At 67.5% G+C, this 26,131-nt stretch carries 23 protein-coding genes; 21 read left to right on the top strand and 2 right to left on the bottom strand.

Annotation, left to right across the window (positions count from 1 at the left end; translation table 11 throughout):
* Window positions 1-138: 138 nt before the first annotated feature.
* From rpoB to tuf, 7 genes are all read left to right on the top strand, one after another.
* A complete protein-coding gene (gene rpoB, locus MU407_RS08265) occupies window positions 139-3,627 on the top strand; it encodes a DNA-directed RNA polymerase subunit beta (protein ID WP_102235382.1) in 3,489 nt (1,162 codons plus the stop codon).
* A gap of 102 nt (window positions 3,628-3,729) precedes the next feature.
* On the top strand, window positions 3,730-7,620 hold the full coding sequence (locus MU407_RS08270; protein WP_102235381.1) for a DNA-directed RNA polymerase subunit beta': 3,891 nt from the start codon (window positions 3,730-3,732) through the stop codon (window positions 7,618-7,620).
* 524 nt (window positions 7,621-8,144) lie between these two features.
* Window positions 8,145-9,341 carry a resuscitation-promoting factor gene (locus tag MU407_RS14360; RefSeq protein WP_102235380.1) on the top strand — a complete coding sequence of 399 codons (1,197 nt, stop codon included), beginning with the start codon at window positions 8,145-8,147 and terminating at the stop codon, window positions 9,339-9,341.
* Window positions 9,342-9,868: 527 nt separating this feature from the next.
* Complete coding sequence (gene rpsL, locus MU407_RS08285) at window positions 9,869-10,243, top strand: 30S ribosomal protein S12 (RefSeq protein ID WP_246956664.1); 375 nt, start codon at window positions 9,869-9,871, stop codon at window positions 10,241-10,243.
* Window positions 10,243-10,713, top strand: coding sequence for a 30S ribosomal protein S7 (gene rpsG, locus MU407_RS08290; RefSeq protein ID WP_102235378.1), 471 nt, complete (start codon window positions 10,243-10,245; stop codon window positions 10,711-10,713). Before rpsL ends, rpsG begins: the two co-directional genes overlap by 1 nt.
* An 87-nt stretch (window positions 10,714-10,800) precedes the next feature.
* Complete coding sequence (fusA, locus tag MU407_RS08295) at window positions 10,801-12,948, top strand: elongation factor G (RefSeq protein ID WP_246956665.1); 2,148 nt, start codon at window positions 10,801-10,803, stop codon at window positions 12,946-12,948.
* 145 nt (window positions 12,949-13,093) lie between these two features.
* Window positions 13,094-14,281 (top strand): elongation factor Tu, encoded by a 1,188-nt coding sequence (gene tuf / locus MU407_RS08300; protein WP_102235376.1) that lies wholly within the window; start codon window positions 13,094-13,096, stop codon window positions 14,279-14,281.
* A 229-nt stretch (window positions 14,282-14,510) separates the two neighbouring features.
* Here the strand turns inward: tuf and MU407_RS08305 are convergent, their stop codons facing one another.
* Window positions 14,511-15,227: a general stress protein gene (locus MU407_RS08305; protein WP_246956666.1), complete on the bottom strand. Its 717-nt coding sequence runs from the start codon at window positions 15,225-15,227 to the stop codon at window positions 14,511-14,513.
* 300 nt (window positions 15,228-15,527) lie between these two features.
* Here MU407_RS08305 and ngcE point away from each other — a divergent pair, with 300 nt between their 5' ends.
* The 14 genes from ngcE (at window position 15,528) to rpsQ (ending at window position 25,040) form a co-directional block, all read left to right on the top strand.
* Complete coding sequence (gene ngcE, locus MU407_RS08310; protein WP_246956667.1) at window positions 15,528-16,988, top strand: N-acetylglucosamine/diacetylchitobiose ABC transporter substrate-binding protein; 1,461 nt, start codon at window positions 15,528-15,530, stop codon at window positions 16,986-16,988.
* Window positions 16,989-17,010: 22 nt separating this feature from the next.
* The gene (locus MU407_RS08315; protein WP_233190630.1) at window positions 17,011-17,997 is read left to right on the top strand and encodes a sugar ABC transporter permease; all 987 of its coding nucleotides are present in this window, start codon (window positions 17,011-17,013) and stop codon (window positions 17,995-17,997) included.
* On the top strand, window positions 17,994-18,893 hold the full coding sequence (locus tag MU407_RS08320) for a carbohydrate ABC transporter permease (protein ID WP_102235373.1): 900 nt from the start codon (window positions 17,994-17,996) through the stop codon (window positions 18,891-18,893). Before MU407_RS08315 ends, MU407_RS08320 begins: the two co-directional genes overlap by 4 nt.
* Window positions 18,894-19,327: 434 nt before the next feature.
* Window positions 19,328-19,636 carry a 30S ribosomal protein S10 gene (rpsJ, locus tag MU407_RS08325; protein WP_089064423.1) on the top strand — a complete coding sequence of 103 codons (309 nt, stop codon included), beginning with the start codon at window positions 19,328-19,330 and terminating at the stop codon, window positions 19,634-19,636.
* Between the two features lie 11 nt (window positions 19,637-19,647).
* Window positions 19,648-20,328, top strand: coding sequence for a 50S ribosomal protein L3 (rplC, locus tag MU407_RS08330; protein WP_102235551.1), 681 nt, complete (start codon window positions 19,648-19,650; stop codon window positions 20,326-20,328).
* A 5-nt stretch (window positions 20,329-20,333) separates the two neighbouring features.
* Entirely contained in the window at window positions 20,334-21,290 is a 957-nt protein-coding gene (gene rplD / locus MU407_RS08335; protein WP_246956668.1) for a 50S ribosomal protein L4, read from the top strand.
* Entirely contained in the window at window positions 21,287-21,589 is a 303-nt protein-coding gene (gene rplW, locus MU407_RS08340) for a 50S ribosomal protein L23 (RefSeq protein ID WP_102235371.1), read from the top strand. The genes rplD and rplW overlap by 4 nt, the downstream gene beginning before the upstream one ends.
* Before the next feature lie 46 nt (window positions 21,590-21,635).
* Entirely contained in the window at window positions 21,636-22,472 is an 837-nt protein-coding gene (rplB, locus tag MU407_RS08345) for a 50S ribosomal protein L2 (protein WP_102235370.1), read from the top strand.
* Between the two features lie 18 nt (window positions 22,473-22,490).
* The gene (rpsS, locus tag MU407_RS08350) at window positions 22,491-22,772 is read left to right on the top strand and encodes a 30S ribosomal protein S19 (protein WP_010550329.1); all 282 of its coding nucleotides are present in this window, start codon (window positions 22,491-22,493) and stop codon (window positions 22,770-22,772) included.
* 53 nt (window positions 22,773-22,825) lie between these two features.
* Window positions 22,826-23,179, top strand: a complete 354-nt coding sequence (rplV, locus tag MU407_RS08355; RefSeq protein ID WP_102235369.1) for a 50S ribosomal protein L22 — start codon at window positions 22,826-22,828, stop codon at window positions 23,177-23,179.
* 13 nt (window positions 23,180-23,192) lie between these two features.
* On the top strand, window positions 23,193-24,026 hold the full coding sequence (rpsC, locus tag MU407_RS08360) for a 30S ribosomal protein S3 (RefSeq protein ID WP_102235368.1): 834 nt from the start codon (window positions 23,193-23,195) through the stop codon (window positions 24,024-24,026).
* 5 nt (window positions 24,027-24,031) lie between these two features.
* Complete coding sequence (gene rplP / locus MU407_RS08365) at window positions 24,032-24,451, top strand: 50S ribosomal protein L16 (protein ID WP_102235367.1); 420 nt, start codon at window positions 24,032-24,034, stop codon at window positions 24,449-24,451.
* The gene (gene rpmC, locus MU407_RS08370) at window positions 24,451-24,684 is read left to right on the top strand and encodes a 50S ribosomal protein L29 (protein WP_102235366.1); all 234 of its coding nucleotides are present in this window, start codon (window positions 24,451-24,453) and stop codon (window positions 24,682-24,684) included. The genes rplP and rpmC overlap by 1 nt, the downstream gene beginning before the upstream one ends.
* Before the next feature lie 20 nt (window positions 24,685-24,704).
* Entirely contained in the window at window positions 24,705-25,040 is a 336-nt protein-coding gene (gene rpsQ / locus MU407_RS08375) for a 30S ribosomal protein S17 (RefSeq protein WP_102235365.1), read from the top strand.
* Between the two features lie 524 nt (window positions 25,041-25,564).
* Here rpsQ and MU407_RS08380 read toward each other — a convergent pair.
* Window positions 25,565-25,969 (bottom strand): hypothetical protein, encoded by a 405-nt coding sequence (locus MU407_RS08380; RefSeq protein WP_246956669.1) that lies wholly within the window; start codon window positions 25,967-25,969, stop codon window positions 25,565-25,567.
* Window positions 25,970-26,131 lie beyond the last annotated feature (162 nt).

The raw sequence follows: 26,131 nt of genomic DNA on the forward strand, positions 1-26,131 counted from the left end.
TGCGTCCGCCCGTCGGTTCTGCTGCTCCGTACGTCGTGGCCGGTCCTCGGACCTGCTCGACCGCAGATCCTGCTCCACCGTCCCGACGGGCTCTCGCCGCGCCTGGGATTCCGTCATCGGCCTGTGGAAGGACCCCCCTTGGCTGCCTCGAGCACCGATCTCACCACTGACATCGCACTTCGCACCGCCTCGCCCCGCGTCACCTTCGCGAAGCTCGGCGACCCCATCGACGTCCCGGATCTGCTGAGTCTGCAGACCACGTCGTTCGACTGGCTGCTCGGCAACGAGCGCTGGCAGGAGCGGGCGGCGGCGGCCGCCTCTGAGGGGCGCGAGGACGTCCCCCAGACCTCCGGTCTCGCCGACATCCTCGAGGAGATCTCCCCGATCGAGGACTTCGCCGGGAACATGGCGCTGTCCTTCCGTGACCACACCTTCGACGACCCCAAGTACTCCGTCGAGGAGTGCAAGGAGAAGGACCTCACCTACGCTGCTCCGCTGTACGTCATCGCGGAGTTCATGAACAACGAGACCGGTGAGATCAAGACCCAGACGGTCTTCATGGGCGAGTTCCCGCTCATGACCGACAAGGGCACCTTCATCATCAATGGCACCGAGCGTGTGGTCGTCTCCCAGCTGGTCCGCTCCCCGGGCGTGTACTTCGAGGAGAGCATCGACAAGACCAGCGACAAGCACATCTTCTCCGCGAAGGTGATCCCCTCGCGCGGCGCCTGGCTCGAGTTCGAGGTCGACAAGCGCGACCAGGTGGGCGTGCGCATCGACCGCAAGCGCAAGCAGTCCGTCACCACGCTCCTGCAGGCCCTGGGCATGTCGCACAGCGACATCCTCGAGGAGTTCGGCGAGTTCGAGTCCATGCGCTCCACCCTGGAGAAGGACCGCATCACCTCCACCGATGAGGCTCTCATCGACATCTACCGCAAGCAGCGTCCGGGCGAGCCGCCCACGCGCGATGCGGGCGAGGCGATGCTGAACAACCTCTACTTCAACCCCAAGCGCTACGACCTGGCCAAGGTGGGGCGCTACAAGATCGGCAAGAAGCTGGGCCTGGAGGGCTCGCTGTCCGAGTCGACCCTGCGCCTGCAGGACATCGTGGCGACCATCAAGTACATCGTCGCGCTGCACGACGGCATGAGCGAGTACACCTCCGCCGACGGCCGCACCGTGCGCGTGGAGACCGACGACATCGACCACTTCGGCAACCGTCGTATCCGCGCCGTGGGCGAACTGATCCAGAACCAGGTCCGCACTGGCCTGTCCCGGATGGAGCGCGTCGTGCGCGAGCGCATGACCACGCAGGACGTCGAGGCGATCACCCCGCTGACCCTGATCAACATCCGCCCCGTCACGGCGGCGATCAAGGAGTTCTTCGGCACCTCGCAGCTGTCGCAGTTCATGGACCAGAACAACCCTCTGTCGGGCCTGACTCACAAGCGTCGCCTCTCGGCGCTGGGCCCCGGCGGTCTCTCCCGCGACCGTGCGGGCATGGAGGTCCGTGACGTCCACCCCAGCCACTACGGCCGCATGTGCCCGATCGAGACCCCCGAGGGTCCGAACATCGGCCTGATCGGCTCGCTGGCGACCTTCGCGCGCATCAACCCCTTCGGCTTCGTGGAGACCCCGTACCGCAAGGTCGTGGACGGCCGCGTGACCGATGAGATCGTCTACCTCACCGCAGACGACGAGGACCGGCACGTCATCGCCCAGGCGAACGCCAAGATCGACGAGGACGGCCGCTTCCTCGAGGACGAGGTCCTCGTGCGTCTGACCGGCGGCGAGCCGGACCTCGTGGCCACCTCCGAGGTGGACTACATGGACGTCTCCGCCCGTCAGATGGTCTCCGTCGCGACCGCGATGATCCCCTTCCTCGAGCACGACGACGCCAACCGCGCCCTCATGGGCTCGAACATGCAGCGCCAGGCCGTGCCGCTGCTGCGGGCCGAGATGCCGCTGGTGGGCACCGGCATGGAGCGCCGCGCCGCGGTGGACGCGGGCGATGTGGTCGTGGCTGAGAAGGGCGGCGTGATCGAGGAGCTCAGCGCCGACCTCATCGTCGTGATGGCCGACGACGGCACCCGCCAGACCTACCCCATCGGGAAGTTCCAGCGCTCCAACGCCGGCAACTCCTACAACCAGCGCGTGCTGTTCGACGAGGGCGACCGCGTCGAGGCTGGCTCCATCCTGGCCGACGGCCCCTCCACCGACCAGGGCGAGCTGTCCATCGGCAAGAACCTGCTGGTCGCCTTCATGTCCTGGGAGGGCCACAACTACGAGGACGGCATCATCCTGTCCTCGCGGATGGTCCAGGATGACGTCCTCACCTCGATCCACATCGAGGAGCACGAGGTCGACGCCCGCGACACGAAGCTCGGCAAGGAGGAGATCACCCGAGACATCCCCAACGTCGGCGACGACGTGCTGGCGGACCTCGACGAGCGCGGCATCATCCGCATCGGCGCCGAGGTCGAACCGGGCGACATCCTGGTGGGCAAGGTGACCCCGAAGGGCGAGACCGAGCTGACCCCCGAGGAGCGCCTGCTGCGCGCTATCTTCGGTGAGAAGGCCCGCGAGGTCCGCGACACTTCGCTGCGCGTCCCGCATGGCGAGTCCGGCACCGTGATCGGCGTGCGCGTGTTCACCGAGGAGGAGGACGGCGACATCCTCCCCACCGGCGTGAACGAGATGGTCCGCGTGTACGTGGCGCAGAAGCGCAAGATCACCGACGGTGACAAGCTCGCCGGCCGCCACGGCAACAAGGGCGTCATCGCCAAGATCCTGCCGGTCGAGGACATGCCGTTCCTTGAGGACGGCACCCCGATCGACATCATCCTGAACCCCATGGGCGTGCCCGGCCGTATGAACATCGGCCAGGTCATGGAGACCCACCTGGGGTGGGTGGCGAAGTCCGGCTGGGATCTGGAGAAGGACGATCCGATCGCCGCGGACATCCCCGAGGCGGCGCTGCACGGCGAGGCCGGCACCCCGGTGGCCGTGCCCGTGTTCGACGGTCTGACCGCCGAGGAGGTCACCGGTCTGCTGGGCACCTACCGGCCCAACCGCGACGGTGAGCGGATGATCAAGGAGGACGGCAAGGCCCGTCTGTTCGACGGCCGCTCCGGCGAACCGTTCCCGGACCCGATCTCCGTGGGCTACATGTACATGCTCAAGCTCCACCACCTGGTGGACGACAAGCTGCACGCCCGCTCCACCGGCCCGTACTCGATGATCACGCAGCAGCCGCTGGGCGGTAAGGCCCAGTTCGGCGGCCAGCGCTTCGGCGAGATGGAGGTGTGGGCCCTGGAGGCCTACGGCGCCGCCTACGCCCTGCAGGAGCTGCTGACCATCAAGTCCGATGACATCTCCGGCCGCGTGAAGGTCTACGAGTCGATCGTCAAGGGCGAGAACATCCCCGAGCCCGGCATCCCGGAGTCCTTCCGCGTGCTGCTCAAGGAGATGCAGTCGCTGTGCCTGAACGTGGAGGTGCTGTCCTCCGACGGCATCGCCCAGGAGGTCCAGGAGAGCGACGAAGAGGTCTTCCGCGCCGCGGAGGAGCTCGGCATCGACCTGTCCCGCCGGCCCCACGAGGGCGTCGGCTCCATCGAAGAGGTCTGAGGGACGGTGGACCGTCGGCCCACCACCGCGCGCCGACGGTCCCGACCCCACGACCCCTGTTCCCTCAGACCCTCATGACTTCCGATCGAGAGAAGGACACCTGTGCTCGACGTCAACACCTTCGATGAGCTGCGCATCGGCCTGGCCACGGCCGAGGACATCCGCGGCTGGTCCCACGGCGAGGTCAAGAAGCCGGAGACCATCAACTACCGCACCCTGAAGCCCGAGATGGAGGGCCTGTTCTGCGAGCGCATCTTCGGTCCCACCCGGGACTGGGAGTGCTACTGCGGCAAGTACAAGCGCGTGCGCTTCAAGGGCATCGTGTGCGAGCGCTGCGGCGTGGAGGTCACCAAGTCCTCCGTGCGCCGTGAGCGCATGGGCCACGTGGAGCTCGCCGCCCCCGTCACCCACATCTGGTACTTCAAGGGCGTGCCCAGCCGCCTGGGCTACCTGCTGGACCTGGCGCCGAAGGATCTGGAGAAGATCATCTACTTCGCCGCCTACATGATCACCGACGTGGACGAGCAGGCTCGCCACGACGACATGCCCGATCTGCAGGCCCGCTTCGACCTGGAGATCAAGGAGCTCGAGAACGAGCGTGATGCCGCGATCAACCAGCGCGCCGTCTCCGCAGAGAAGGACCTCGCCCAGCTCGAGGAGGAGGGCGCCAAGGCCGATGCCAAGCGCAAGGTCCGCGACTCCTCCGAGCGTGAGCAGGCGCAGATCCGCAAGAAGTACGACCAGGAGATCGACCGCATCACCCGCGTGTGGGAGCGCTTCAAGGGCCTGAAGGTCGCCGATCTCGAGGGCGATGAGCAGCTGTACCGCGCTATGAAGCTGCGCTACGGCACGTACTTCGAGGGCGGCATGGGCGCCGAGGCGATCCAGCGCCGTCTGCAGGACTTCGACCTCGAGGCCGAGGCGGTGGCGCTGCGCGAGACGATCGCCAGCGGCAAGGGCCAGAAGAAGGCCCGTGCCCTCAAGCGCCTCAAGGTGGTCTCCGCGTTCCTGACCACCACCAACTCGCCCACTGGCATGGTGCTGGACGCGGTCCCGGTGATCCCGCCGGACCTGCGCCCCATGGTGCAGCTGGACGGTGGCCGCTTTGCGACCTCCGACCTCAATGACCTGTACCGCCGCGTCATCAACCGCAACAACCGCCTCAAGCGGCTGCTGGATCTCGGGGCGCCCGAGATCATCGTGAACAACGAGAAGCGCATGCTGCAGGAGTCGGTCGACTCCCTGTTCGACAACGGCCGCCGAGGCCGTCCGGTGACCGGCCCGGGCAACCGCCCGCTGAAGTCGCTCTCGGACATGCTCAAGGGCAAGCAGGGCCGCTTCCGTCAGAACCTGCTGGGCAAGCGCGTGGACTACTCCGCTCGCTCCGTGATCGTCAACGGCCCGCAGCTGAAGCTGCACCAGTGCGGTCTGCCCAAGGGTATGGCGCTCGAGCTGTTCAAGCCGTTCGTCATGAAGCGCCTGGTGGAGCTGTCGCACGCGCAGAACGTCAAGGCCGCCAAGCGCATGGTGGAGCGGGCCCGCCCCGAGGTCTGGGACGTGCTCGAGGAAGTCATCACCGAGCATCCGGTGCTGCTGAACCGTGCGCCCACCCTGCACCGTCTGGGCATCCAGGCGTTCGAGCCGCAGCTGGTGGAGGGCAAGGCCATCCACCTGCACCCGCTCGTGTGCGCCGCGTTCAACGCGGACTTCGACGGCGACCAGATGGCTGTGCACCTGCCGCTGTCCGCGGAGGCACAGGCGGAGGCCCGCATCCTCATGCTGTCCTCCAACAACATCCTCAAGCCCTCTGACGGTCGCCCGGTGACCATGCCCGCGCAGGACATGGTGATCGGCCTCTACCACCTGACCACGGTGCGCGAGGACGTCGAGGGCGCGGGCCGGGCCTTCTCCTCCGTGGCGGAGGCGATCATGGCCTTCGACCGCGATGAGCTGCACCTCAACGCTCCGGTGACCATCCGCTTCGGGGCCGATGAGATCGTGCCGCCCAAGGGCTGGCAGGCCCCCGAGGGGCATGGTGAGGGCGATCCGTACATCCTGACCACGACGCTGGGCACCGTGTACTTCAACGAGACCCTGCCGGAGGACTTCCCCTACGTGGAGGGCCAGGTGGGCAAGAAGCGCCTGGGCGGGATCGTCAACGACCTCGCCGAGCGCTACGACAAGGGCCAGGTGGCCGCGTCGCTGGATGCGCTCAAGGCCTACGGCTTCTCGTGGTCCGGCCGCTCCGGTGCGTCCTTCGCGCTCTCGGACGTGGTGGCCCCGCCGAACAAGGCGGAGATCATCGCCAAGTACGAGGCGAAGGCCTCGCAGGTGCAGGAGAACCGTGACCTGGGTCTGGTCTCCGAGGCCGAGCGCAACATGGAGCTGATCGACATCTGGACCGAGGCGACCAATGAGGTCGACCAGGCGATGCGCGAGAACTTCGACTCCACCAACACCATTTTCCGGATGGTGGACTCCGGCGCCCGTGGCAACTGGATGCAGATCCGTCAGATCGCCGGTATGCGCGGCCTGGTGAACAACCCCAAGGGTGAGATCATCCCGCGTCCGATCCTCTCCAACTACAAGGAGGGTCTGTCGGTGCTGGAGTACTTCATCGCCTCCCACGGCTCCCGGAAGGGCCTGGCGGATACGGCGCTGAAGACCGCCCAGTCCGGCTACCTGACCCGTCGTCTGGTGGACGTGTCCCAGGACGTCATCGTGCGCGAGGACGACTGCGGCACCGCCAAGGGCCTGGTGCTCCCCATCGCGGTGGAGGAGGCCGGGGCTCTGCGCGCCCATGAGCACGTGGAGTCGACTGTCTACGGGCGTGTGCTCGCCACCGCCGCCGTGGGCGAGGACGGCTCCGAGGTGGCTCCGGCCGGCGCCGAGGTGGGCGATGTGCTCATCGAGCAGCTGGTCGAGGCCGGTGTGCGCGAGGTCAAGGTCCGCTCCGTGCTGACCTGTGACTCCGCGGTGGGTACGTGCGCTCAGTGCTACGGCCGATCCCTGGCCTCCGGCAAGCTGGTGGACATCGGCGAGGCCGTCGGCATCGTGGCGGCGCAGTCCATCGGTGAGCCCGGCACCCAGCTGACGATGCGGACCTTCCACTCCGGTGGTGTGGCCAGCGCCGAGGGTGACATCACCCATGGTCTGCCGCGTGTGCAGGAGCTGTTCGAGGCCCGTACCCCGGCCGGTTTCGCGCCGATCTCCGAGTTCTCCGGCCGCGCCGAGATCGAGGAGAACGACAAGCAGCGCAAGATCACGGTCACCCCGGACGACGGTTCGGACCCGGTGACCTACACGGTCTCGCGCCGCGTGGCTCTCCTCATCGAGGACGGCGACCACCTCGAGGTGGGCCAGCAGCTCACCCAGGGCTCGATCGACCCCAAGCAGGTGCTGCGCGTGCTCGGCCCGCGTGCCGTGCAGCAGCACCTGGTGGACGAGGTCCAGAAGGTGTACATCAGCCAGGGTGTGGACATCCACGCCAAGCACATCGAGGTGATCGTGCGGCAGATGCTGCGCCGCGTGACCGTCATCGAGTCGGGGGACACCGAGCTGCTGCCCGGTGATTTCGCCGAGCGGGTGACCTTCGAGCGGGAGAACCGTCGGGTGCTCGCTGAGGGCGGGAAGCCCGCCTCCGGCCGACCGGAGCTGATGGGCATCACGAAGGCGTCGCTCGCGACCGAGTCGTGGCTGTCGGCGGCCTCCTTCCAGGAGACCACCCGCGTGCTCACCGAGGCCGCCCTGAACCGCAAGAGCGACCAGCTCATGGGGCTCAAGGAGAACGTCATCATCGGCAAGCTGATCCCGGCGGGCACCGGCCTGTCGCGGTTCCGCCGCATCGCGGTGGAGCCCACCGATGAGGCGAAGGCGCAGATGTACCAGGTGCCCAGCTACGACGAGCTGGACTTCTCCGGCTTCGGCACCACCGGTGCGGTGAACCTCGACGACATCGACTACGCGGACCCGTTCCGGACGGACTTCCGCTGATCCAGCGGCGCTGCGGCGCCCGCTGACCGCGCACGGGCGGTCCCACCTCTCCGGTGGGGCCGCCCGTGTCGTTTCTGCCGCCCTCTGGTACCGGCGGGCCGCTGTCGTGTTCCTGTGGGCTGTTGCCGTGTTCCGACGGGCCGCTGCTGCGCATCGCAGCGCCCTGTCCCGACGGCGCGTGCCGCCCCGGACCGCCGCGCAGCGCGCTGTGAGCGCCGTACAGCGTGACCTGACCGCCACGCAGCGTGGCCTGACCGGCGCCCGGCGTGAGCTGTGCGGCATCGACGGTCAGCGGACGGTAAAGACCCCTGTCAGCCTTGACCAAAGTCTGGGTGTTTCCCTTACGCGCGCGCCCGATCACGACGACGATGGAGAACGTCTGCCGCACCGCGACCTTCCCGCAGCGCCTCCTGGCTCCCCGGCCCCGAGCGCGCGCTCGCACCGCGGCGACGGGCTCCTGGAGGGGCCGGACCGGATTGACGTGCTATCGCCGCGCCGCGCGCGGCAGGGAAACAGGTGGAACAGTGAAGAAGTCCCCGTGGATCATCGGCGCCGCGGCAGCCTGCGTGCTGGCCGTCGGCGGTGGCGGCACCGCGTTCGCGATGTCCGACGAGGCCCAGATCGACGTGTACGGCGAGCTCAGCTCCGCGCGCACGTTCTCCCAGACCACGGTGCGTGACCTGCTCGCCGAGCAGGACATCGAGGTCAAGGACACCGACCTCGTGCTGCCGGGCCTGGACGAGACCGTCACTGACGGGATGCAGATCCAGGTCATCCACCGCAACGCCGTGACCGTGACCGTGGACGGGCAGGACACCGAGGTGCTCACCACCGGTGACACCGTGGCCGATGCCCTCGCGGAGATCGACGCCGAGACCGAGGGCGCAGCGATCACCCCCGCCGTCGAGGCCTCCCTGGATGAGGCCGCCGGCGCCGTCGAGGTCGTCACCCGCAAGACCGTGACCTTCAAGGGCCAGTACGGCCAGGACACCTTTGAGGTGGCCGCGCTGACCGTCGGCGAGGCGATGGAGAAGGTGCTCGGCGACATCGAGGACACCGACACCGCGAATGTCCCGCGCGATGAGCTGCTCGAGGATGGCGCGACCTACACCGTCAAGCGGGTTCGCTCGACGAAGCGCTCCGAGACCGAGGAGATCCCCTTCAAGACCAAGACGGTCGAGGACGGCGATCTCTACGTCGGCGAGAAGCGGACCACCACCGAGGGCAAGGTCGGCGAACGCAAGAAGGTCATCAAGGAGACCATCGTCGACGGTGAGGTCACCGAGTCTGAGGTGCTCTCCGAGAAGGTCGTCGAGAAGCCCGTGACCCAGGTGGTCGCCGAGGGCACCAAGCAGCGCCCGGAGCCCGAGCCGCGCGAGGAGCAGCGGCCGCGCCAGAACACCCAGTCCTCCCGCTCGAGCGATCGTGACTCCTCCGGCGGCAACACCGGTGCCGCGGCCCCGGCCGAGCCCTCCGGCAGCGTCTGGGATCGCCTGGCGCAGTGCGAGTCCGGTGGCAACTGGTCGATCAACACCGGCAACGGCTACTACGGCGGACTGCAGTTCAACCGCGGCACCTGGCTCGCCTATGGCGGCGGCCAGTACGCCCCCACCGCGAACCTGGCCACCCGCGAGCAGCAGATCGCGATCGCCAAGAAGACCCAGGCCGCGCAGGGTTGGGGTGCCTGGCCCGCCTGCACCGCGCGGCTCGGCATCCGCTGAGCGGACCTCACACCTCACCACGCCACGAGCGCGTCGCAATCCGCGGCGCGCTCGTCGCATGTCGGGGGAGGGGTGCATGGCGGGAGAGGGATGTATGTCGGGGAGGGGCGCTGTCCGGCCCGCCGGACGCGAGCGTGTGATCTGCGTCGGATGCCCACAGAAGCTTTGACCCCGTCGAGAGCGTCTCACTAGACTGAACGTTGCGTCCGGAGTGCCCTCTGGTCGTGACCCGGGACCCATCGTCCGCCCGCCAGGTTCATCCCTGGGCGCGGTCGAGGGGGTCCCCCGCGAGGAGCGGATCCTTGCGGTGTGCCCGAATACGGGCGGCAGGCCGGACCCGGCCCCCGCCCCCGGGCGCCGATCACGGTCCTGCGGACGCCCGGCAGGCGCCATCGTCTGACGGGCGGGTCGTCCCGCAGAAGCTCCCGGGTCCGGGAGCGGCGAGACGGGTCGCCGGCCGCAACCGCGGTCGAAGAAGGTGATCCCCCGGTGCGAACAGCATCGTGGGCCGACGAGGAAGAGAATCAGTGCCGACTATTCAGCAGCTGGTGCGCAAGGGGCGGGACGCCCGGTCGTCCGCCTCGAAGACGCCGGCGCTCAAGGGTTCGCCCCAGCGCCGTGGTGTCTGCACCCGTGTCTACACCCAGACCCCGAAGAAGCCGAACTCCGCGCTGCGCAAGATCGCGCGTGTGAAGCTGTCGACCGGCGTCGAGGTCACCGCCTACATCCCCGGTGAGGGCCACAACCTCCAGGAGCACTCCATCGTGCTCGTGCGCGGCGGTCGTGTGAAGGACCTCCCGGGCGTGCGCTACAAGATCGTGCGCGGCGCGCTCGACACCCAGTCCGTGAAGGGCCGCCAGCAGGCGCGCTCCCGCTACGGTGCGAAGAAGGAGAAGAAGTAATGCCTCGTAAGGGCCCCGCTCCCAAGCGCCAGCTGGTCGTCGATCCCGTCTACGGCTCGCCGATCGTCACGCAGCTCATCAACAAGATCCTCCTGGACGGCAAGAAGACCGTCGCCGAGGGCATCGTCTACGACGCGCTCGAGGGCGCGCGGGCGAAGAACGGCCAGGACCCGGTCGTCACCCTCAAGAAGGCGCTGGACAACATCCGTCCCTCGCTCGAGGTCCGCTCCCGCCGTGTGGGCGGTGCGACCTACCAGGTGCCGATCGAGGTCAAGCCCGGTCGCGCGACCACGCTGGCGCTCCGCTGGCTGGTGGGCTACGCGCGCGCTCGCCGCGAGCACACCATGACCGAGCGTCTGATGAACGAAATCCTCGACGCCTCCAACGGCCTCGGCGCCGCTGTCAAGCGCCGCGAGGACACGCACAAGATGGCCGAGTCCAACCGAGCCTTCGCGCACTACCGCTGGTGAGCACACGGTGGGGCCCGCTTTCCGGAGCGGGCCCCACCAACCGCCCTCCGGCTGCTCGATCACCGTTCTCCAGAAAGGCTTAAGCCCGTGGCACTTGAAGTGCTCAGCGACCTCAAGAAGGTCCGCAACATCGGCATCATGGCTCACATCGATGCCGGTAAGACCACCACGACCGAGCGCATCCTCTTCTACACCGGCGTCAACTACAAGATGGGCGAAACCCACGACGGTGCCGGCACCATGGACTGGATGGAGCAGGAGAAGGAGCGCGGCATCACCATCACGTCCGCCGCGACCACCTGCTACTGGCACGACAACCAGATCAACATCATCGACACTCCCGGCCACGTGGACTTCACCGTCGAGGTGGAGCGTTCCCTGCGTGTGCTGGACGGCGCGGTCGCGGTGTTCGACGGCAAGGAGGGCGTGGAGCCCCAGTCAGAGACCGTGTGGCGGCAGGCCGACAAGTACGACGTGCCCCGCATCTGCTTCGTCAACAAGATGGACAAGCTGGGTGCCGACTTCTTCTTCACCGTGCGCACCATCGTCGATCGCCTGGGTGCCAAGCCGCTTGTGATGCAGGTGCCGATCGGTGCGGAGAGCGACTTCCGCGGCGTGGTGGACCTCGTGGAGATGAAGGCCTACGAGTGGCCGGAGACTCTCGAGGAGGACATGCCGGTCATCAACGCCAAGAAGGGCGATGCGGCGCTGGGGCAGTGGCAGCGGGAGATCCCGATCCCCGCTGAGCTCCAGGACACCGTCGATGAGTACCGCTCCAAGCTGGTCGAGGACGTGGCCGAGAGCTCCGAGGAGCTCATGGACAAGTACCTCGAAGAGGGTGACCTCTCCATTGAGGAGCTCAAGGCCGGCATCCGCAAGCTCACCGTGAACTCCGAGGCGTACCCCGTCTTCTGCGGCTCCGCCTTCAAGAACAAGGGCGTCCAGCCCATGCTCGACGGTGTGGTCGACTACCTGCCGTCGCCGCTGGACGTGCCGGACATGGAGGGCCACAAGCCGGGCGATGAGGAGGCCACCCTCACCCGCGCCGCGGACTGGAACGAGCCGTTCTCGGCGCTGGCCTTCAAGGTGGCCAGCCACCCGTTCTTCGGCTCCCTCACCTACGTGCGCGTCTACTCCGGTCAGGTCAAGCAGGGCGAGCAGGTCCTGAACGCCACCACCGGCAAGAAGGAGCGCGTGGGCAAGCTGTTCCAGATGCACTCCAACAAGGAGAACCCGGTGGAGGAGGCCTTCGCGGGCCACATCTACGCTTTCATCGGCCTGAAGGACACCACCACCGGTGACACTCTGACCGATCCGACCCAGCCCATTCAGCTGGAGTCCATGAGCTTCCCCGAGCCCGTGATCTCCGTGGCCATCGAGCCCAAGACCAAGGGTGACCAGGAGAAGCTGGGCGTGGCGATCCAGAAGCTCGCCAAGGAGGACCCCACCTTCCAGGTGCAGCTGGACGAGGAGACCGGCCAGACCGTCATCCGCGGCATGGGTGAGCTCCACCTCGACATCCTCGTGGACCGCATGCGCCGCGAGTTCAACGTCGAGGCGAACATCGGCAAGCCGCAGGTCGCCTACCGCGAGACCATCAAGCGGACGGTGGAGAAGTTCGACTTCACCCACAAGAAGCAGACCGGTGGCTCCGGCCAGTTCGCGAAGGTCCAGATCACCTTCGGCCCGCTGGAGGACGCCGAGGATGGCGTGTTCTACGAGTTCGAGAACCTCATCACCGGCGGCCGCATCCCGCGCGAGTACATCCCGAGCGTGGACGCGGGCATCCAGGACGCCCTGCAGTCGGGCGTCATGGCCGGCTACCCGGTCGTGAACGTGAAGGCCTCCCTGATCGACGGCGCCTACCACGACGTCGACTCCTCGGAGATGGCCTTCAAGATCGCCGGCTCCATGGCCACCAAGGAGGCTCTGCGGAAGGCCAATCCGGTCCTCCTCGAGCCGCTCATGGATGTCGAGGTCCGTACTCCGGAGGAGTACATGGGAGATGTCATCGGCGACCTGAACTCGCGTCGCGGGCAGGTGCAGTCGATGGAGGACGCGAGCGGGGTCAAGATCGTCCGTGCTCTCGTCCCGCTGTCGGAGATGTTCGGCTACGTCGGCGACCTGCGGTCCAAGACCCAGGGTCGTGCGATGTACACCATGCAGTTCGACAGCTACGCGGAGGTCCCCTCGTCCATCGCCGAGGAGATCGTCGCGAAGACCCGGGGCGAGTGAGGAATCGAGGGCGGCAGGTCCCAGGTGCCACGAGGTACCCTGTGGACCTGCTTCCCTCGGAACCCCGTCGGACCGGCACCTGTCCGGGTGCCGCCCGATCCCGATCCAGAAGTACCACCAGTAGAAGTCCTAGGAGGACACCACTATGGCGAAGGCCAAGTTCGAGCGGACCAAGCCGCACGTCAACATCGGCACCATCGGTCACGTCGACCACGGCAAGACCACGCTGAGCGCCGCGATCTCGAAGGTTCTGTACGACAAGTTCCCGGACCTCAACGAGAAGCGCGACTTCGACACGATCGACAACGCGCCCGAGGAGAAGCAGCGCGGCATCACGATCAACGTCTCGCACATCGAGTACGAGACCGACAAGCGTCACTACGCGCACGTCGACGCCCCCGGCCACGCCGACTACGTGAAGAACATGATCACCGGTGCGGCCCAGATGGACGGCGCGATCCTCGTGGTCGCCGCCACCGACGGCCCCATGGCGCAGACCCGTGAGCACGTGCTCCTGGCCCGCCAGGTGGGCGTGCCGGCGCTGCTGGTCGCCCTCAACAAGTCCGACATGGTCGATGACGAGGAGATCCTCGAGCTCGTCGAGATGGAGGTTCGCGAGCTGCTGGGCTCCCAGGAGTTCGACGAGGACGCGCCGGTCATCAAGGTCTCCGCGCTCAAGGCCCTCGAGGGCGATGAGAAGTGGGTCAAGTCCGTTGAGGAGCTCATGGAGGCCGTGGATGAGTTCATCCCGGACCCGGAGCGCGACATGGACAAGCCCTTCCTCATGCCGATCGAGGACGTGTTCACCATTCAGGGCCGCGGCACCGTGGTCACCGGCAAGGTGGACCGCGGCAAGCTCGCCATCAACTCCGAGGTCGAGATCGTCGGTCTGCGCGCTCCGCAGAAGACCACCGTCACCGGCATCGAGATGTTCCACAAGCAGATGGACGAGGCGTGGGCCGGCGAGAACTGCGGCCTGCTGCTGCGCGGCACCAAGCGTGAGGACGTCGAGCGCGGCCAGGTCGTCGTGAAGCCCGGCACCATCACCCCGCACACCGAGTTCGAGGCGCAGGTGTACATCCTCTCCAAGGACGAGGGTGGCCGCCACAACCCCTTCTACTCGAACTACCGTCCGCAGTTCTACTTCCGGACCACCGACGTCACCGGCGTCATCACGCTGCCCGAGGGCACCGAGATGGTCATGCCCGGCGACAACACCGAGATGACGGTCGAGCTCATCCAGCCGATCGCCATGGAGGAGGGCCTCGGCTTCGCCATCCGTGAGGGTGGCCGCACCGTGGGCTCCGGCCGCGTCACCAAGGTCATCAAGTGACCTGGCGGGGGTGACCCCGCTGCCGTGAGGCATCCGCTCAGCGTCCGCTGAGCCGAAGGGCCCCGATCCGGGAGACCGGATCGGGGCCCTTTCGCATGTTCAGCCCGGGCCGTTGGCGCAGCGACGCCGCAAGCGCGTATGCGCCCGAGGTCAGGGATGCCGACCTCAGAGGTGCCGAGTGCGGGGCGGGCTCAGTCGACAGCGGAGCGAGGGCAGCTCGGCGGAGGCGTCAGCTCTCGTGGGGCGGCTGCGGTGCGCGCTGCTCGGGGGCCGACGGGGCCTGAGACTGCTGAGACTGCGACTGCTGCTGCGGCTGCGGCGACTGCTGCGGGTGAGACGGCTGCTGCGGCTGCTGCGGGGACTGCTCAGCGGGCAGGCCGTAGCTCGGGCGAGCCGGGCGATCCGTCGGGGTCGGTGCCGGGGCGGGCATCTGCGGCGGCACCGGAGACGCGCCGGTGGAGGCCAGGAGCTGCCGGGCCTGCTCGGCGTGCTTGTGCTCCACCAGCAGCTCGTACTGCATGGGGATCGTCGCGGTCATCGAGGTGAAGTCGCGTTGCCCGCGGGTGAGGGCATAGGCCACCACCTGCCACAGGGTGAAGAAGATGACGCCCATGATCATGCTGGAGATCAGCGGCAGGAACGTGCCGGGGTTCAGCAGCATCAGCATCAGGCCCAGGAACAGCCCCATCCATAGACCCGACAGCACCCCCTGGCCGATCACCCTCCCCCAGGTCTTACGTCCGGTCACCCGCTCCATGAGCTTCAGGTCGGTGCCGACGATGAGTGTCGACTGCACGGGGAACTGGTTGTCCGCCAGGGTGTCCACGACCGACTGCACCTCCTCATAGGTGTTGTACACGCCGAGGGAGCGCGGATATTCGAGGTCGTACAGGCGGGCGGTCAGCGGCGAGGCGGCTGCCGGGGAGGAACGCGGTGTCTGGCTCATGGGACTCACGGTATCGGAGGCCGCTGCCCCTGACTGGAAAGCAGCCGAACCCCTGTTCCCACGCGCAGAACACGGACTATTGTGCGCCAGAACCCGACACCAGCGCAGCCCGGGGCCTGCTGGCGATGAGGGGGCTGTGCGGCCCGCTCGCGGTCTGGTCCGAGAGCAGAAGAGTGCGCGATCGTGACACGGCTGAGACGGACCCGCGCAGTTCCGGGCACCTGTCCGGCGTACAGTGTCTCCGACAGCTGACCGGGGCGCCCCGCGCTCGGGTCCCTTTCAACGATGAAAGAGGTTCTGATGGGCACTGAGCAGGACGACACCACCATGCCCCTGACCCCGCTGGATCGCCTCGCAGCGTCCCGCCGGCGCTTCCTCGCGCTCGCCGGGGCCGGTGCAGGCGCCAGCGCCCTAGCCGCCTGTGCCGCCGGCGGCGGCGGTAAGGAATCCGAGGGAGGCGGCGGCGTTTCCGAGGGCGGCGGCGAGGTCTCCGAGGACAACCCCTTCGGCGTCGACGGCTCCGCGCCGCTGGAAGTGGTCATCTTCAATGGCGGCTTCGGCGACCAGTACGGCAAGGACGCCGGCGAGAAGTACAAGGAGATGTACCCCGAGGCCGATGTGCAGGTCTCCTCGACCGTGGACATCCAGCCGGAGCTGCAGCCCCGCTTCGTCGGTGGCAACCCGCCGGACCTGTTCGACAACTCCGGCGCGCAGGCCATGAACTCCTCCGCCCTGATCTCCGAGGGGCAGCTCTCCACGCTCGATTCCCTCATCGAAGCGCCGTCCCTGGACGGCGGCACCATCGGCGATTCCCTGCTGCCGGGCTCGCTGGATCCGGGTACCTATTCCGGCAAGCTCTACTCGCTGAACTACGTGTACACGGTCTTCGCGCTGTGGTACTCCGCCAAGCAGTTCAACGACATGGGCTGGGACGCCCCGGTGACCTGGGATGACGTCATGACCATCGGCGAACAGGCCAAGAGCGAGGGCATCAGCCTGTTCGCCTTCGGCGGCCAGAACGCCGCGGACTACTACCACACGCTCGCGCTCGGCATGGCCGTCAAGCAGGGCGGCATCGACGTCGCCAAGAACCTCGACAAGCTCGACGCCGGCGCCTACGAGCAGGACGCGGTGGTGCAGGCCTTCGACGCCATCGAGGACGCTGTGAAGGCGGACTTCTTCCTCTCCGGCGGCGCGGGCATCAAGCACACCGAGGCCCAGGCCCAGTGGGTCACCGGCAAGGCGGTCATGTATCCCTCCGGCTCGTGGATCGAGAACGAGCAGAAGGGCGTCACGCCCGACGACTACGAGATGACCGGCTGCCCCGATCCGCAGCTCGGCTCGGACTCCTCCTTCCCGGCTGAGGCCATCCGTGGCACCGCGGGCGAGCCCTTCCAGGTGCCCGCCGACGCCGCGAACGGCGCCGGCGGCCTGGAGTTCCTGCGCATCATGCTCTCCAAGGAGCAGGCGCAGAACTTCGCCGAGCTCACCAGCTCCCTGACGATCGTCAAGGACTCCGTGCCCGAGGACGCCTTCGGCTCCACGGCACTGGCCTCGGTGAACTCGATGATCCAGGACGCCGGGGACAACATCTACACCTGGAACTTCACCGACTGGTACGGCCTGGGGCCGGACTTCAAGCCGATCTGGAACGAGTTCCTCAGCGGCAAGATCGATGCTGCCGAGGTCCGTTCCCAGTCGCAGGAGGTGCTGGATCGGGTGCGTGAGGACGACGGCATCGAGAAGTTTGACGTCGCCTGATATGACTGCGCCCGCTCCTACCGTGGCGACGCCCTCGGCCGGTTCGGCTGCTCCCCGCAGCCGGGCCGGCCGTCGGCCGTCGCCCTCCCGTCTGCTGTTCTTCGCGGTGTTCCTCGGGATCCCGCTGCTGATCTACATCATCTTCGTGGTCTCCCCGTTCCTGCAGGCCTTCTACTACTCGATGACCAACTGGCGCGGGGTGAGCGCCAACATGGACTTCATCGGCCTGGAGAACTATCGGAGGATCTTCGCTGATCCGACGTACCTCAAGGCCCTGACGAACAACCTCATCCTGCTGCTGGTGCTGCCCACGATTACCATCACACTGGCCTTCGCCCTCGCCGTCATGGTCACGATCGGCGGGGACTCGCGCGGCGAGATCCTCGGCATCAAGGGCTCGAACGTGTACCGCGTGGTGAGCTTCTTCCCCTACGTGCTGCCGGCGGTGGTCATCGGCATCCTGTTCGCCTTCATCTACTCGCCCTACGGGGGCCTGCTGAACGGTCTGCTGAACATTCCGATCCGGCTGCTGAATGCGCTCGGGGTGGACATCGCCCCGGTCGGTCTCGCGTGGCTGGGGGAGGAGAAGCTGGCGCTGGGAGCCATCGTGGCGGCGGTGGTGTGGTCCCTCGTCGGTTTCTACATGGTCCTGTTCGTCGCGGCCATCAAGGCGATCCCCTCGGAGATGATCGAGGCCGCGCGCTTGGACGGCTGCGGCAGGCTGCGCATGGCCGTGCAGGTGGTGCTCCCGCAGATCCGGGAGAACGTCTCCACCGCGGTCGTATACGTCGGGATCATGGCGCTGGACATGTTCGTGTACATCTCGGTGATGACCCCGAGCGGTGGCACCGACAAGAGCACCGAAGTGGTCTCGCGGTACCTGTACGAGACAGCCTTCTCCCGTTCGCAATTCGGATTGGCCTCTGCGATGGGCGTGGTTCTCGCGCTGGTCACCATGCTGATGGCGGTGATCGTCCTGTTCGGCACTCGGCGGAAGGATGACGCATGAGCACTGCCACCAGCACCGATCCGCGGATGCGCGCGGAGGAGATCACCACCCGCGAGCACCGGCGCAGCACCGGGGACCGCGTCTTCTCGACTGTGGCCCATACGATCCTGATCATCTGGACCCTGATCGTGGTCCTGCCACTGATCTGGACGTTCTACAGCTCGTTCAAGACCTCCGGGGAGATCCTCACCTCACCGTTCACGCCGCCGAGCGCCCTGAACCTGGACAACTTTGTCACGGCCTGGACCGAGGCGGGGATCGGCCGGTACTTCTTCAACACCATCATCGTGGTGGGCGGAGCGCTGTTCCTGGTCATGCTGCTGGGTGCCATGTGCGCCTACGTGCTGGCGCGCTTCCAGTTCCCCGGCCGCCAGCTCATCTACTACGGCATGATCGCGGGGCTCACCTTCCCGATCTTCCTGGCCGTGGTGCCGCTGTTCTTCGTGCTGCAGAACATGGGGCTGCGCGGCACCTACATCGGGCTGATCCTCACCTACGTGGGTTTCGCCCTGCCGTTCACCGTGTTCTTCCTGTACGCGTTCTTCCGACAGTTGCCGGAGGAGATCGCTGAGGCGGCTGCGATCGACGGCGCCGGAGATTTCCGCACGTTCTTCCAGATCATGGTGCCGCTGGCCGTCCCAGGCCTGACGAGCGTGACGATCTTCAACTTCCTGGGCCTGTGGAACCAGTACCTGCTGCCGGTGGTGCTGAACACTGACAAGGACAAGTACGTGCTCGCCCAGGGGCTCAAGAGCCTCCAGGCCCAACAGGGCTATGAATCGGACTGGGGCGCGATGTTTGCTTCGGTGACGATCACGATCCTGCCGGTGCTCATCGTGTACGTGATCTTCCAGCGCCAGCTGCAGGGCGGGCTGGGACGCAGCACGAACAAATAACCCCTGCGAGAGGTGCCGGAGAAGAGGGGGAACCCCAGCGGGAGGCCCCCGAAAGGAGGGTCCGACGGGTCCGGGCGCGCGGCGCACCGCCGCCCGGACCCGTCGCCATGTGACAGGCCGCACCCGGCCTGCTCTTGTGGGCCCTCGCGCGCCTCTGGCACACTGGACGAGTTGTCTGCGCGGGCCGTCATGCCCGGTTCCGTTCCCCAGCGGCCAGCGGTCGGGGGAATGATCACCGGATGAGGTCCGTCCCGAGGATGCGAACCACGCCCCACGGCGAGGATCGCGCATCGTCAGAGGGAACCAGGTGCAGACGCAGCCGAACCTCGGCGGCCCCGTGCTGGGCTCATGCGCCCCAGCGAGGTCGACACGCCCGTCCTCGGGTGTGGGGGAGAGGCTGCATTCATGCCAGACGAGAAGAGAGACAGGACGCCATGGCGGGACAGAAGATCCGCATCCGGCTCAAGTCGTACGACCACGAGGTGATCGACAGCTCGGCGCGCAAGATCGTCGAGACCGTGACCTCCGCGGGTGCGACAGTCGTGGGCCCGGTGCCGCTGCCGACCGAGAAGAACGTTTTCTGCGTCATCCGGTCGCCGCACAAGTACAAGGACTCCCGTGAGCACTTCGAGATGCGCACGCACAAGCGACTGATCGACATCGTCGATCCCACGCCCAAGGCCGTGGATTCGCTCATGCGCCTCGATCTGCCGGCGGACGTCAACATCGAGATCAAGCTCTGAGGGTGGTGGACATGAGCAACGAACTGACGGGCCAGCGGGCCCTCCCGGTGACCGGCGTGCTCGGCACCAAGCTCGGCATGACCCAGGTCTGGGACGACAACGGCAAGCTCGTGCCGGTGACCGTCGTGCAGACCGGCGGGAACGTCGTCACCCAGATCCGCTCGGTCGAGACCGACGGCTACGACGCGGTGCAGATCGGCTACGGCCAGATCGATCCCCGCAAGGTCTCCCAGCCGCTGCGCGGCCACTTCGAGAAGGCCGGCGTGACCCCGCGTCGCCACCTCGTGGAGCTGCGCACCCCCGACGCGACTGACTACAGCGTCGGCCAGGAGATCGACGCCTCCGTGTTCGCGGCCGGCCAGAAGGTCGACGTCGTCGGCACCTCCAAGGGCAAGGGCACCGCGGGCGTCATGAAGCGCCACGGCTTCGCCGGTGTGGCGGCCTCCCACGGCCAGCACCGCAACCACCGCAAGCCCGGCTCCATCGGCGGCGCCTCCACCCCCGGCCGTGTCTTCAAGGGCATGCGCATGGCGGGCCGGATGGGCGGCGACCGCACCAGTGTTCAGAACCTGACCGTTCACGCGGTCGACGTCGAGAAGGGCCTCGTGCTCGTCAAGGGTGCCGTCCCCGGCCCCAAGGGCGGTCTCGTGCTGGTCCGCTCGGCCGTCAAGAGCCCCGCGAAGGAGGCCTGAGACCGATGGCAGAGAACCTGACCGTCGACGTGCTCGATCCGGCCGGCAAGAAGTCCGGCACCGTCGAGCTGCCCGCGTCGATCTTCGACGTGCAGACCAACGTCCCCCTGATCCACCAGGTCGTTGTCGCCCAGCAGGCGGCGGCGCGCCGGGGCACCCACAAGGCCAAGACCCGCGGCGAGGTCCGCGGAGGCGGCAAGAAGCCCTGGAAGCAGAAGGGTACCGGCCGCGCCCGCCAGGGCTCGCTGCGCGCCCCGCAGTTCGCCGGCGGTGGCACTGTGCACGGTCCCGTGCCGCGTGACTACTCCCAGCGCACCCCCAAGAAGATGAAGGCCGCCGCCCTGCGCGGTGCCCTCTCCGACCGGGCGCGCAACGGTCGCGTCCACGTCATCTCCGCGCTGCTGGACGGCGACGTGGCCTCCACCAAGGCTGCCCGCCAGACCCTCTCGCGCGTCTCCGATCGTCGCCACCTGCTGGTGGTCGTGCGTCGGGACGACGACCTGGGGGCGCTCAGCACCCGCAACCTGCCCACCGCGCACGTGCTGTACGCGGACCAGGTGAACACCTACGACGTCATGCTCAGCGATGACGTGGTCTTCACCGAGGGCGCACTCGAGGACTTCGTGGCCCAGGCGACCCTGTCGCTGCCCACCTCCGCCTTCGCCGCGGCGAAGGCGGAGACGACGGCTGAGAAGGCTCCGAAGGCCGAGAAGAAGGCTGACGAGAAGGTCGAGTCGCCCTACGGCGAGGGCTCCGCGGCTGCGCTGGCCGACGGCTCCGCGCCCGAGGGCTACACCATCAAGGGCAATGCGGACTCGATGAAGTACCACACCGAGGACTCTCCCTGGTACGGCCGCACCAAGGCCGAGGTCTGGTTCGCGACCGAGGAGGCCGCCCAGGCCGCCGGGTTCGTGAACGCCGTCAAGGAGTCCACCTCGGCCGATGAGGAGGAGTCGAAGTGACCTCGCTGAACAAGGATCCCCGCGACGTCCTGCTGGCCCCGGTGGTCTCCGAGAAGAGCTACGGGCTGATGGACGAAGGCAAGTACACCTTCCTGGTGGCTGCCGACGCGAACAAGACCGAGATCAAGATCGCCGTCGAGAAGATCTTCGACGTGAAGGTCGACTCGGTGAACACGATCAACCGTCAGGGCAAGGCGCGTCGCACGCGCTTCGGGATGGGCAAGCGCAAGGACACCAAGCGCGCCATCGTGACCCTGACCGACGGAGCCATCGACATCTTCGGAGGGTCGGTCGCCTGAAGCGGCCGAGATCCGAGGAGCCGAAGAGAGTCTGAGGGAAACCCACATGGCAATTCGTAAGAGCAAGCCGACCACTCCCGGTCGTCGCGGCTCGAGTGGCGCCGACTTCGTCGAGATCACTCGAACCACGCCGGAGAAGTCCCTGGTGCGCCCGCTGTCCAAGAGCGGCGGCCGCAACAACAAGGGTCGTATCACCTCCCGTCACCGGGGCGGTGGCCACAAGCGTGCGTACCGCATGATCGACTTCCGTCGTCACGACAAGGATGGCGTCAAGGCGAAGGTCGCGCACATCGAGTACGACCCCAACCGCACCGCCCGCATCGCGCTGCTGCACTACATGGACGGCGAGAAGCGCTACATCCTGGCCCCGGCGCGTCTGCGCCAGGGCGACTGGGTGGAGAACGGCGCCGGCGCGGACATCAAGCCCGGCAACAACCTGCCGCTGCGCAACATCCCGCTGGGCACCGTTGTGCACGCCATCGAGCTGCGCCCCGGTGGCGGTGCGAAGATCGCCCGCTCCGCCGGTGCCTCCGTGCAGCTGGTCGCCAAGGAGGGCCCGTACGCGCAGCTGCGCATGCCCTCCGGGGAGATCCGTAACGTGGATGCCCGCTGCCGCGCCACCATCGGTGAGGTCGGCAATGCCGAGCAGTCCAACATCAACTGGGGCAAGGCCGGCCGCCTGCGGTGGAAGGGCAAGCGCCCCCACGTCCGCGGCGTGGTCATGAACCCCGTCGATCACCCGCACGGTGGTGGCGAGGGCAAGACCTCCGGTGGCCGTCATCCGGTCTCGCCGTGGGGTCAGCCCGAGGGACGCACCCGCAAGCCGGGCAAGGAGAGCGACAAGCTCATCGTGCGCCGTCGCCGGACCGGCAAGAAGCGCTGATAGGGAGAAGCCGAAACCATGCCTCGCAGTATTTCCAAGGGCCCGTTCGTCGACGACCACCTGCAGAAGAAGGTGGACGCCCAGAACGAGAAGGGCACCAAGAACCTCATCAAGACCTGGTCGCGTCGTTCGGTCATCACCCCGGACTTCCTCGGCCACACCTTCGCAGTGCACGACGGCCGCAAGCACGTCTCGGTGTTCGTCACCGAGTCGATGGTCGGCCATAAGCTCGGCGAGTTCGCTCCCACGCGGACTTTCAAGGGCCACGAGAAGGACGACAAGAAGGGCCGCCGCCGCTGACCCCGCGTCAGCCCGGCAGCACGTCCCGACATCCAGAAGAAAGCAGGACAGCAATGGAAGCCAAGGCGCAGGTGCGGTACCTCCGCATGTCGCCCATGAAGGCTCGCCGCGTTGTGGACCTGATTCGTGGCAAGAGCACGGCCGAGGCCCTGGACACCCTGCGGTTCGCCCCGCAGGCCGCCAGCGAGCCCGTCCTCAAGCTCGTCGAGTCCGCGATCGCCAACGCGCGGGTGAAGGCAGATCAGGCGGGGGAGCGCTTCGATGAGCGCGAGCTCGTCGTCTCTGCCGCCTATGTCGACGAGGGTCCGACCATGAAGCGGTTCCAGCCGCGAGCTCAGGGTCGTGCCTTCCAGATCAAGAAGCGCACCAGCCACGTCACCGTGGTGGTCGCTCCCGCGAACAAGTAAGGGGAACCGAAGTATGGGCCAGAAGGTCAATCCGAACGGGTTCCGCCTCGGGATCACCACGGAGCACACCAGCCGGTGGTTCGCCGACTCCTCGAAGGAGGGCCAGCGGTACCGCGACTACGTGAAGGAAGACGTCGCGATCCGCAAGCTCATGTCCGAGGGGCTCGAGCGCGCCGGCATCTCCAAGGTCGAGATCGAGCGCACCCGTGATCGTGTCCGCGTGGACCTCCACACCGCCCGCCCGGGCATCGTCATCGGGCGTCGTGGCGCGGAGGCCGAGCGGCTGCGCGGTGAGCTGGAGAAGCTCACCGGCAAGCAGATCCAGCTGAACATCCTCGAGGTCAAGAACCCCGAGGCCGATGCGCAGCTGGTCGCCCAGGGCATCGCCGAGCAGCTCGCCGCCCGTGTCTCCTTCCGCCGCGCCATGCGCAAGGGCATCCAGTCCGCGCAGCGCGCCGGCGCGAAGGGCATCCGCGTGGCGGTCTCCGGCCGCCTCGGCGGCGCCGAGATGAGCCGCAGCGAGTTCTACCGTGAGGGTCGCGTGCCGCTGCACACCCTCCGCGCGAACATCGACTACGGCTTCCACGAGGCCCGCACCGCCTTCGGCCGTATCGGCGTGAAGGTGTGGATCTACAAGGGCGACATCACCGCCAAGGAGCTCGCGGCCCAGCAGGCCGCCCAGCAGGGTCCCCGCTCCGGCGGTCGCGGCCCGCGCGCCGAGCGTCCCCGCGGTCGTCGCAACGAGCGCAACGCCAACGCCCGTCGGGAGCGCAACGAGGCTGCCAGCCAGCAGTCCGCGCCCGCCGAGCAGGCCGCGCCCGCACAGCAGTCCGGAACGGAGGCCTGAGCGACATGCTGATCCCCCGCAGGACCAAGCACCGCAAGCAGCACCACCCCAGCCGCAGCGGCATGGCCAAGGGCGGCACCGATCTCGCGTTCGGCGACTACGGCATCCAGGCGCTCGCGCCGGCCTACGTCACCAACCGCCAGATCGAGGCGGCTCGTATCGCCATGACCCGCTACATGAAGCGTGGCGGCAAGGTGTTCATCAACATCTACCCCGACCGTCCGCTCACCAAGAAGCCTGCCGAGGTCCGCATGGGCTCCGGTAAGGGCTCGGTTGAGTGGTGGGTCGCCAACATCAAGCCCGGCCGCGTCCTGTTCGAGGTGGCCGGCGTTGAGGAGGAGGTGGCTCGCGAGGCGCTGCGCCTGGCGATGCACAAGCTCCCCATGAAGTGCCGCATCCTGAGCCGAGAGAGTGGTGACATCTGATGGCAGCGACCAAGCTCACCGCCGATGAGCTCGACAAGCTGGACGACGCCACGCTGGCCGACGAGCTGGCGAAGGCGAAGGACGAGCTGTTCAAGCTCCGTTTCCAGTCCGCGACCGGTCAGCTCGAGAGCTCCGGCCGTCTGCGGTCCGTCAAGAAGGACATCGCACGGATCTACACGATCCTGCGCGAGCGCGAGCTGGGCATCCGTCAGGCCCCCGGCGACGCCGAGTGACCCGGAGCGAGGATTCGTACATGACTGAGAAGACCGCCAACACCGAGGTGGAGACCCCCGAGGTCGAGGAGCTCGACAAGGAGGGCGCGCACGCGTCCTCGTCCGAGCGCCCGTACCGCAAGACCCAGCGCGGCTACGTCGTCTCCGACAAGATGGAGAAGACTATCGTCGTCGAGGTCGAGGAGCGTGTGAAGCACGCCCGCTACGGCAAGGTGACCACCAAGACCAGCAAGTTCAAGGCGCACGATGAGGAGAACACCGCCGGCGTCGGCGACCGTGTCCTCATCATGGAGACCCGCCCGCTGTCCGCGTCCAAGCGGTGGCGCCTGGTGGAGATCCTCGAGCGCGCCAAGTGATCCGGCTGCGGTCCGCGTGACCGCACCGGAAGCATGACGGGCCGGTCCTCCCGCACGGGAGGGCCGGCCCGTCGACGTTGCACGGGAGGGCCGGCCCCGTCGGCGCTGGGGGAGGGCCGGCCCCGTCGGCGCTGGGGGAGGGCCAGCCCCGTCGGCGTTGGGGGAGGGCCCGTTGACGTAGGACATCGCGGGCCTGCCACCTGCCCCGTCCCCTCCCTCGTGTCCGTCTGTCATTGCGCCACGCCGTCTACGCCTCGCGAGTGCACCGATTCGTGGCGAAAGGGAGACGTATCGGTGTACTCGGCGGGGTTATCCGGTGTGTCGGTGTCGGGGGAGGGGTTGCTCGTCGACGTGGGTGATTGCCTGTCTGCCACCCGCCCCGCAGAGGCTGGGCTTCCTCCGCACCTGTCAGGTCCGCAGGCATGTTCGTGCTTTGCATGCCCCGGGATCTGACATTCGCGATCCGGCGGTTCTGTGACTGGTGGTTCAGCGGTCCGGCTGCTGATGTGGTGCGGTGGCGCCTTTCAGCTGCCGAGAGCGATGAGCAGCGCGCCCGCCAAGGCGTCCTCCGCGCGGGGTGCGGGCACCTCCCGGGTTCTGCCGTCGGTCTCCAGTTCGACGACGAAGCCCCCGTCGGCCTCCTGCCGCAGCGTGCGGAACCGCACCCCGAGTGCCTTGCGCAGCTGATCCTCCCGCGGAAGCCAGATCGCCTCATCCTCCTCCACGGAGTCCAGCGCCCACTCGGTGGTGCCGTTGAAGCGGAACACCCGCCTGCCGTGCCGGCCCAGGTCCTGCTCGATGACCATGGAGGAGAGCATCCACACCTCGTCCCGCAGCTCCTCGGCGTCGATCGCGAAGAGGTCCCCGTCCGCCGGATCCCACCGGAGTCCGGCCACCTGCAGCCGTCGTGCAACGTCGATGTCGATCATCCCGTGACGCTACCCGTTGCGCTGGCGCCCACGCCACGCCGTGGCCGCGCTTCGAGTGCACCGATCTGTGGCGAAAGGGAGACGTCTCGGTGTACTCGGCGACGGATGCCGGCGTGTCGCAAGGGGAGGGCAGGGCTGAGCGGCGGGGGTGCGGGCCAGGGG

Origin of the sequence: Brachybacterium sp. Marseille-Q7125 (assembly GCF_023062615.1) — a bacterium.
In the GTDB taxonomy this organism is placed as follows: domain Bacteria; phylum Actinomycetota; class Actinomycetes; order Actinomycetales; family Dermabacteraceae; genus Brachybacterium.

Coding starts and splice junctions, on each gene's coding strand:
- rpsG (WP_102235378.1), top strand. CDS start 10,243: ATGCCTCGTAAGGGCCCCGCTCCCAAGCGCCAGCTGGTCGTCGATCCC.
- tuf (WP_102235376.1), top strand. CDS start 13,094: ATGGCGAAGGCCAAGTTCGAGCGGACCAAGCCGCACGTCAACATCGGC.
- MU407_RS08305 (WP_246956666.1), bottom strand. CDS start 15,227: ATGAGCCAGACACCGCGTTCCTCCCCGGCAGCCGCCTCGCCGCTGACC.
- ngcE (WP_246956667.1), top strand. CDS start 15,528: ATGGGCACTGAGCAGGACGACACCACCATGCCCCTGACCCCGCTGGAT.
- MU407_RS08320 (WP_102235373.1), top strand. CDS start 17,994: ATGAGCACTGCCACCAGCACCGATCCGCGGATGCGCGCGGAGGAGATC.
- rpsJ (WP_089064423.1), top strand. CDS start 19,328: ATGGCGGGACAGAAGATCCGCATCCGGCTCAAGTCGTACGACCACGAG.
- rplC (WP_102235551.1), top strand. CDS start 19,648: ATGAGCAACGAACTGACGGGCCAGCGGGCCCTCCCGGTGACCGGCGTG.
- rplD (WP_246956668.1), top strand. CDS start 20,334: ATGGCAGAGAACCTGACCGTCGACGTGCTCGATCCGGCCGGCAAGAAG.
- rplB (WP_102235370.1), top strand. CDS start 21,636: ATGGCAATTCGTAAGAGCAAGCCGACCACTCCCGGTCGTCGCGGCTCG.
- rpsS (WP_010550329.1), top strand. CDS start 22,491: ATGCCTCGCAGTATTTCCAAGGGCCCGTTCGTCGACGACCACCTGCAG.
- rplV (WP_102235369.1), top strand. CDS start 22,826: ATGGAAGCCAAGGCGCAGGTGCGGTACCTCCGCATGTCGCCCATGAAG.
- rpsC (WP_102235368.1), top strand. CDS start 23,193: ATGGGCCAGAAGGTCAATCCGAACGGGTTCCGCCTCGGGATCACCACG.
- rplP (WP_102235367.1), top strand. CDS start 24,032: ATGCTGATCCCCCGCAGGACCAAGCACCGCAAGCAGCACCACCCCAGC.
- rpmC (WP_102235366.1), top strand. CDS start 24,451: ATGGCAGCGACCAAGCTCACCGCCGATGAGCTCGACAAGCTGGACGAC.
- rpsQ (WP_102235365.1), top strand. CDS start 24,705: ATGACTGAGAAGACCGCCAACACCGAGGTGGAGACCCCCGAGGTCGAG.
- MU407_RS08380 (WP_246956669.1), bottom strand. CDS start 25,969: ATGATCGACATCGACGTTGCACGACGGCTGCAGGTGGCCGGACTCCGG.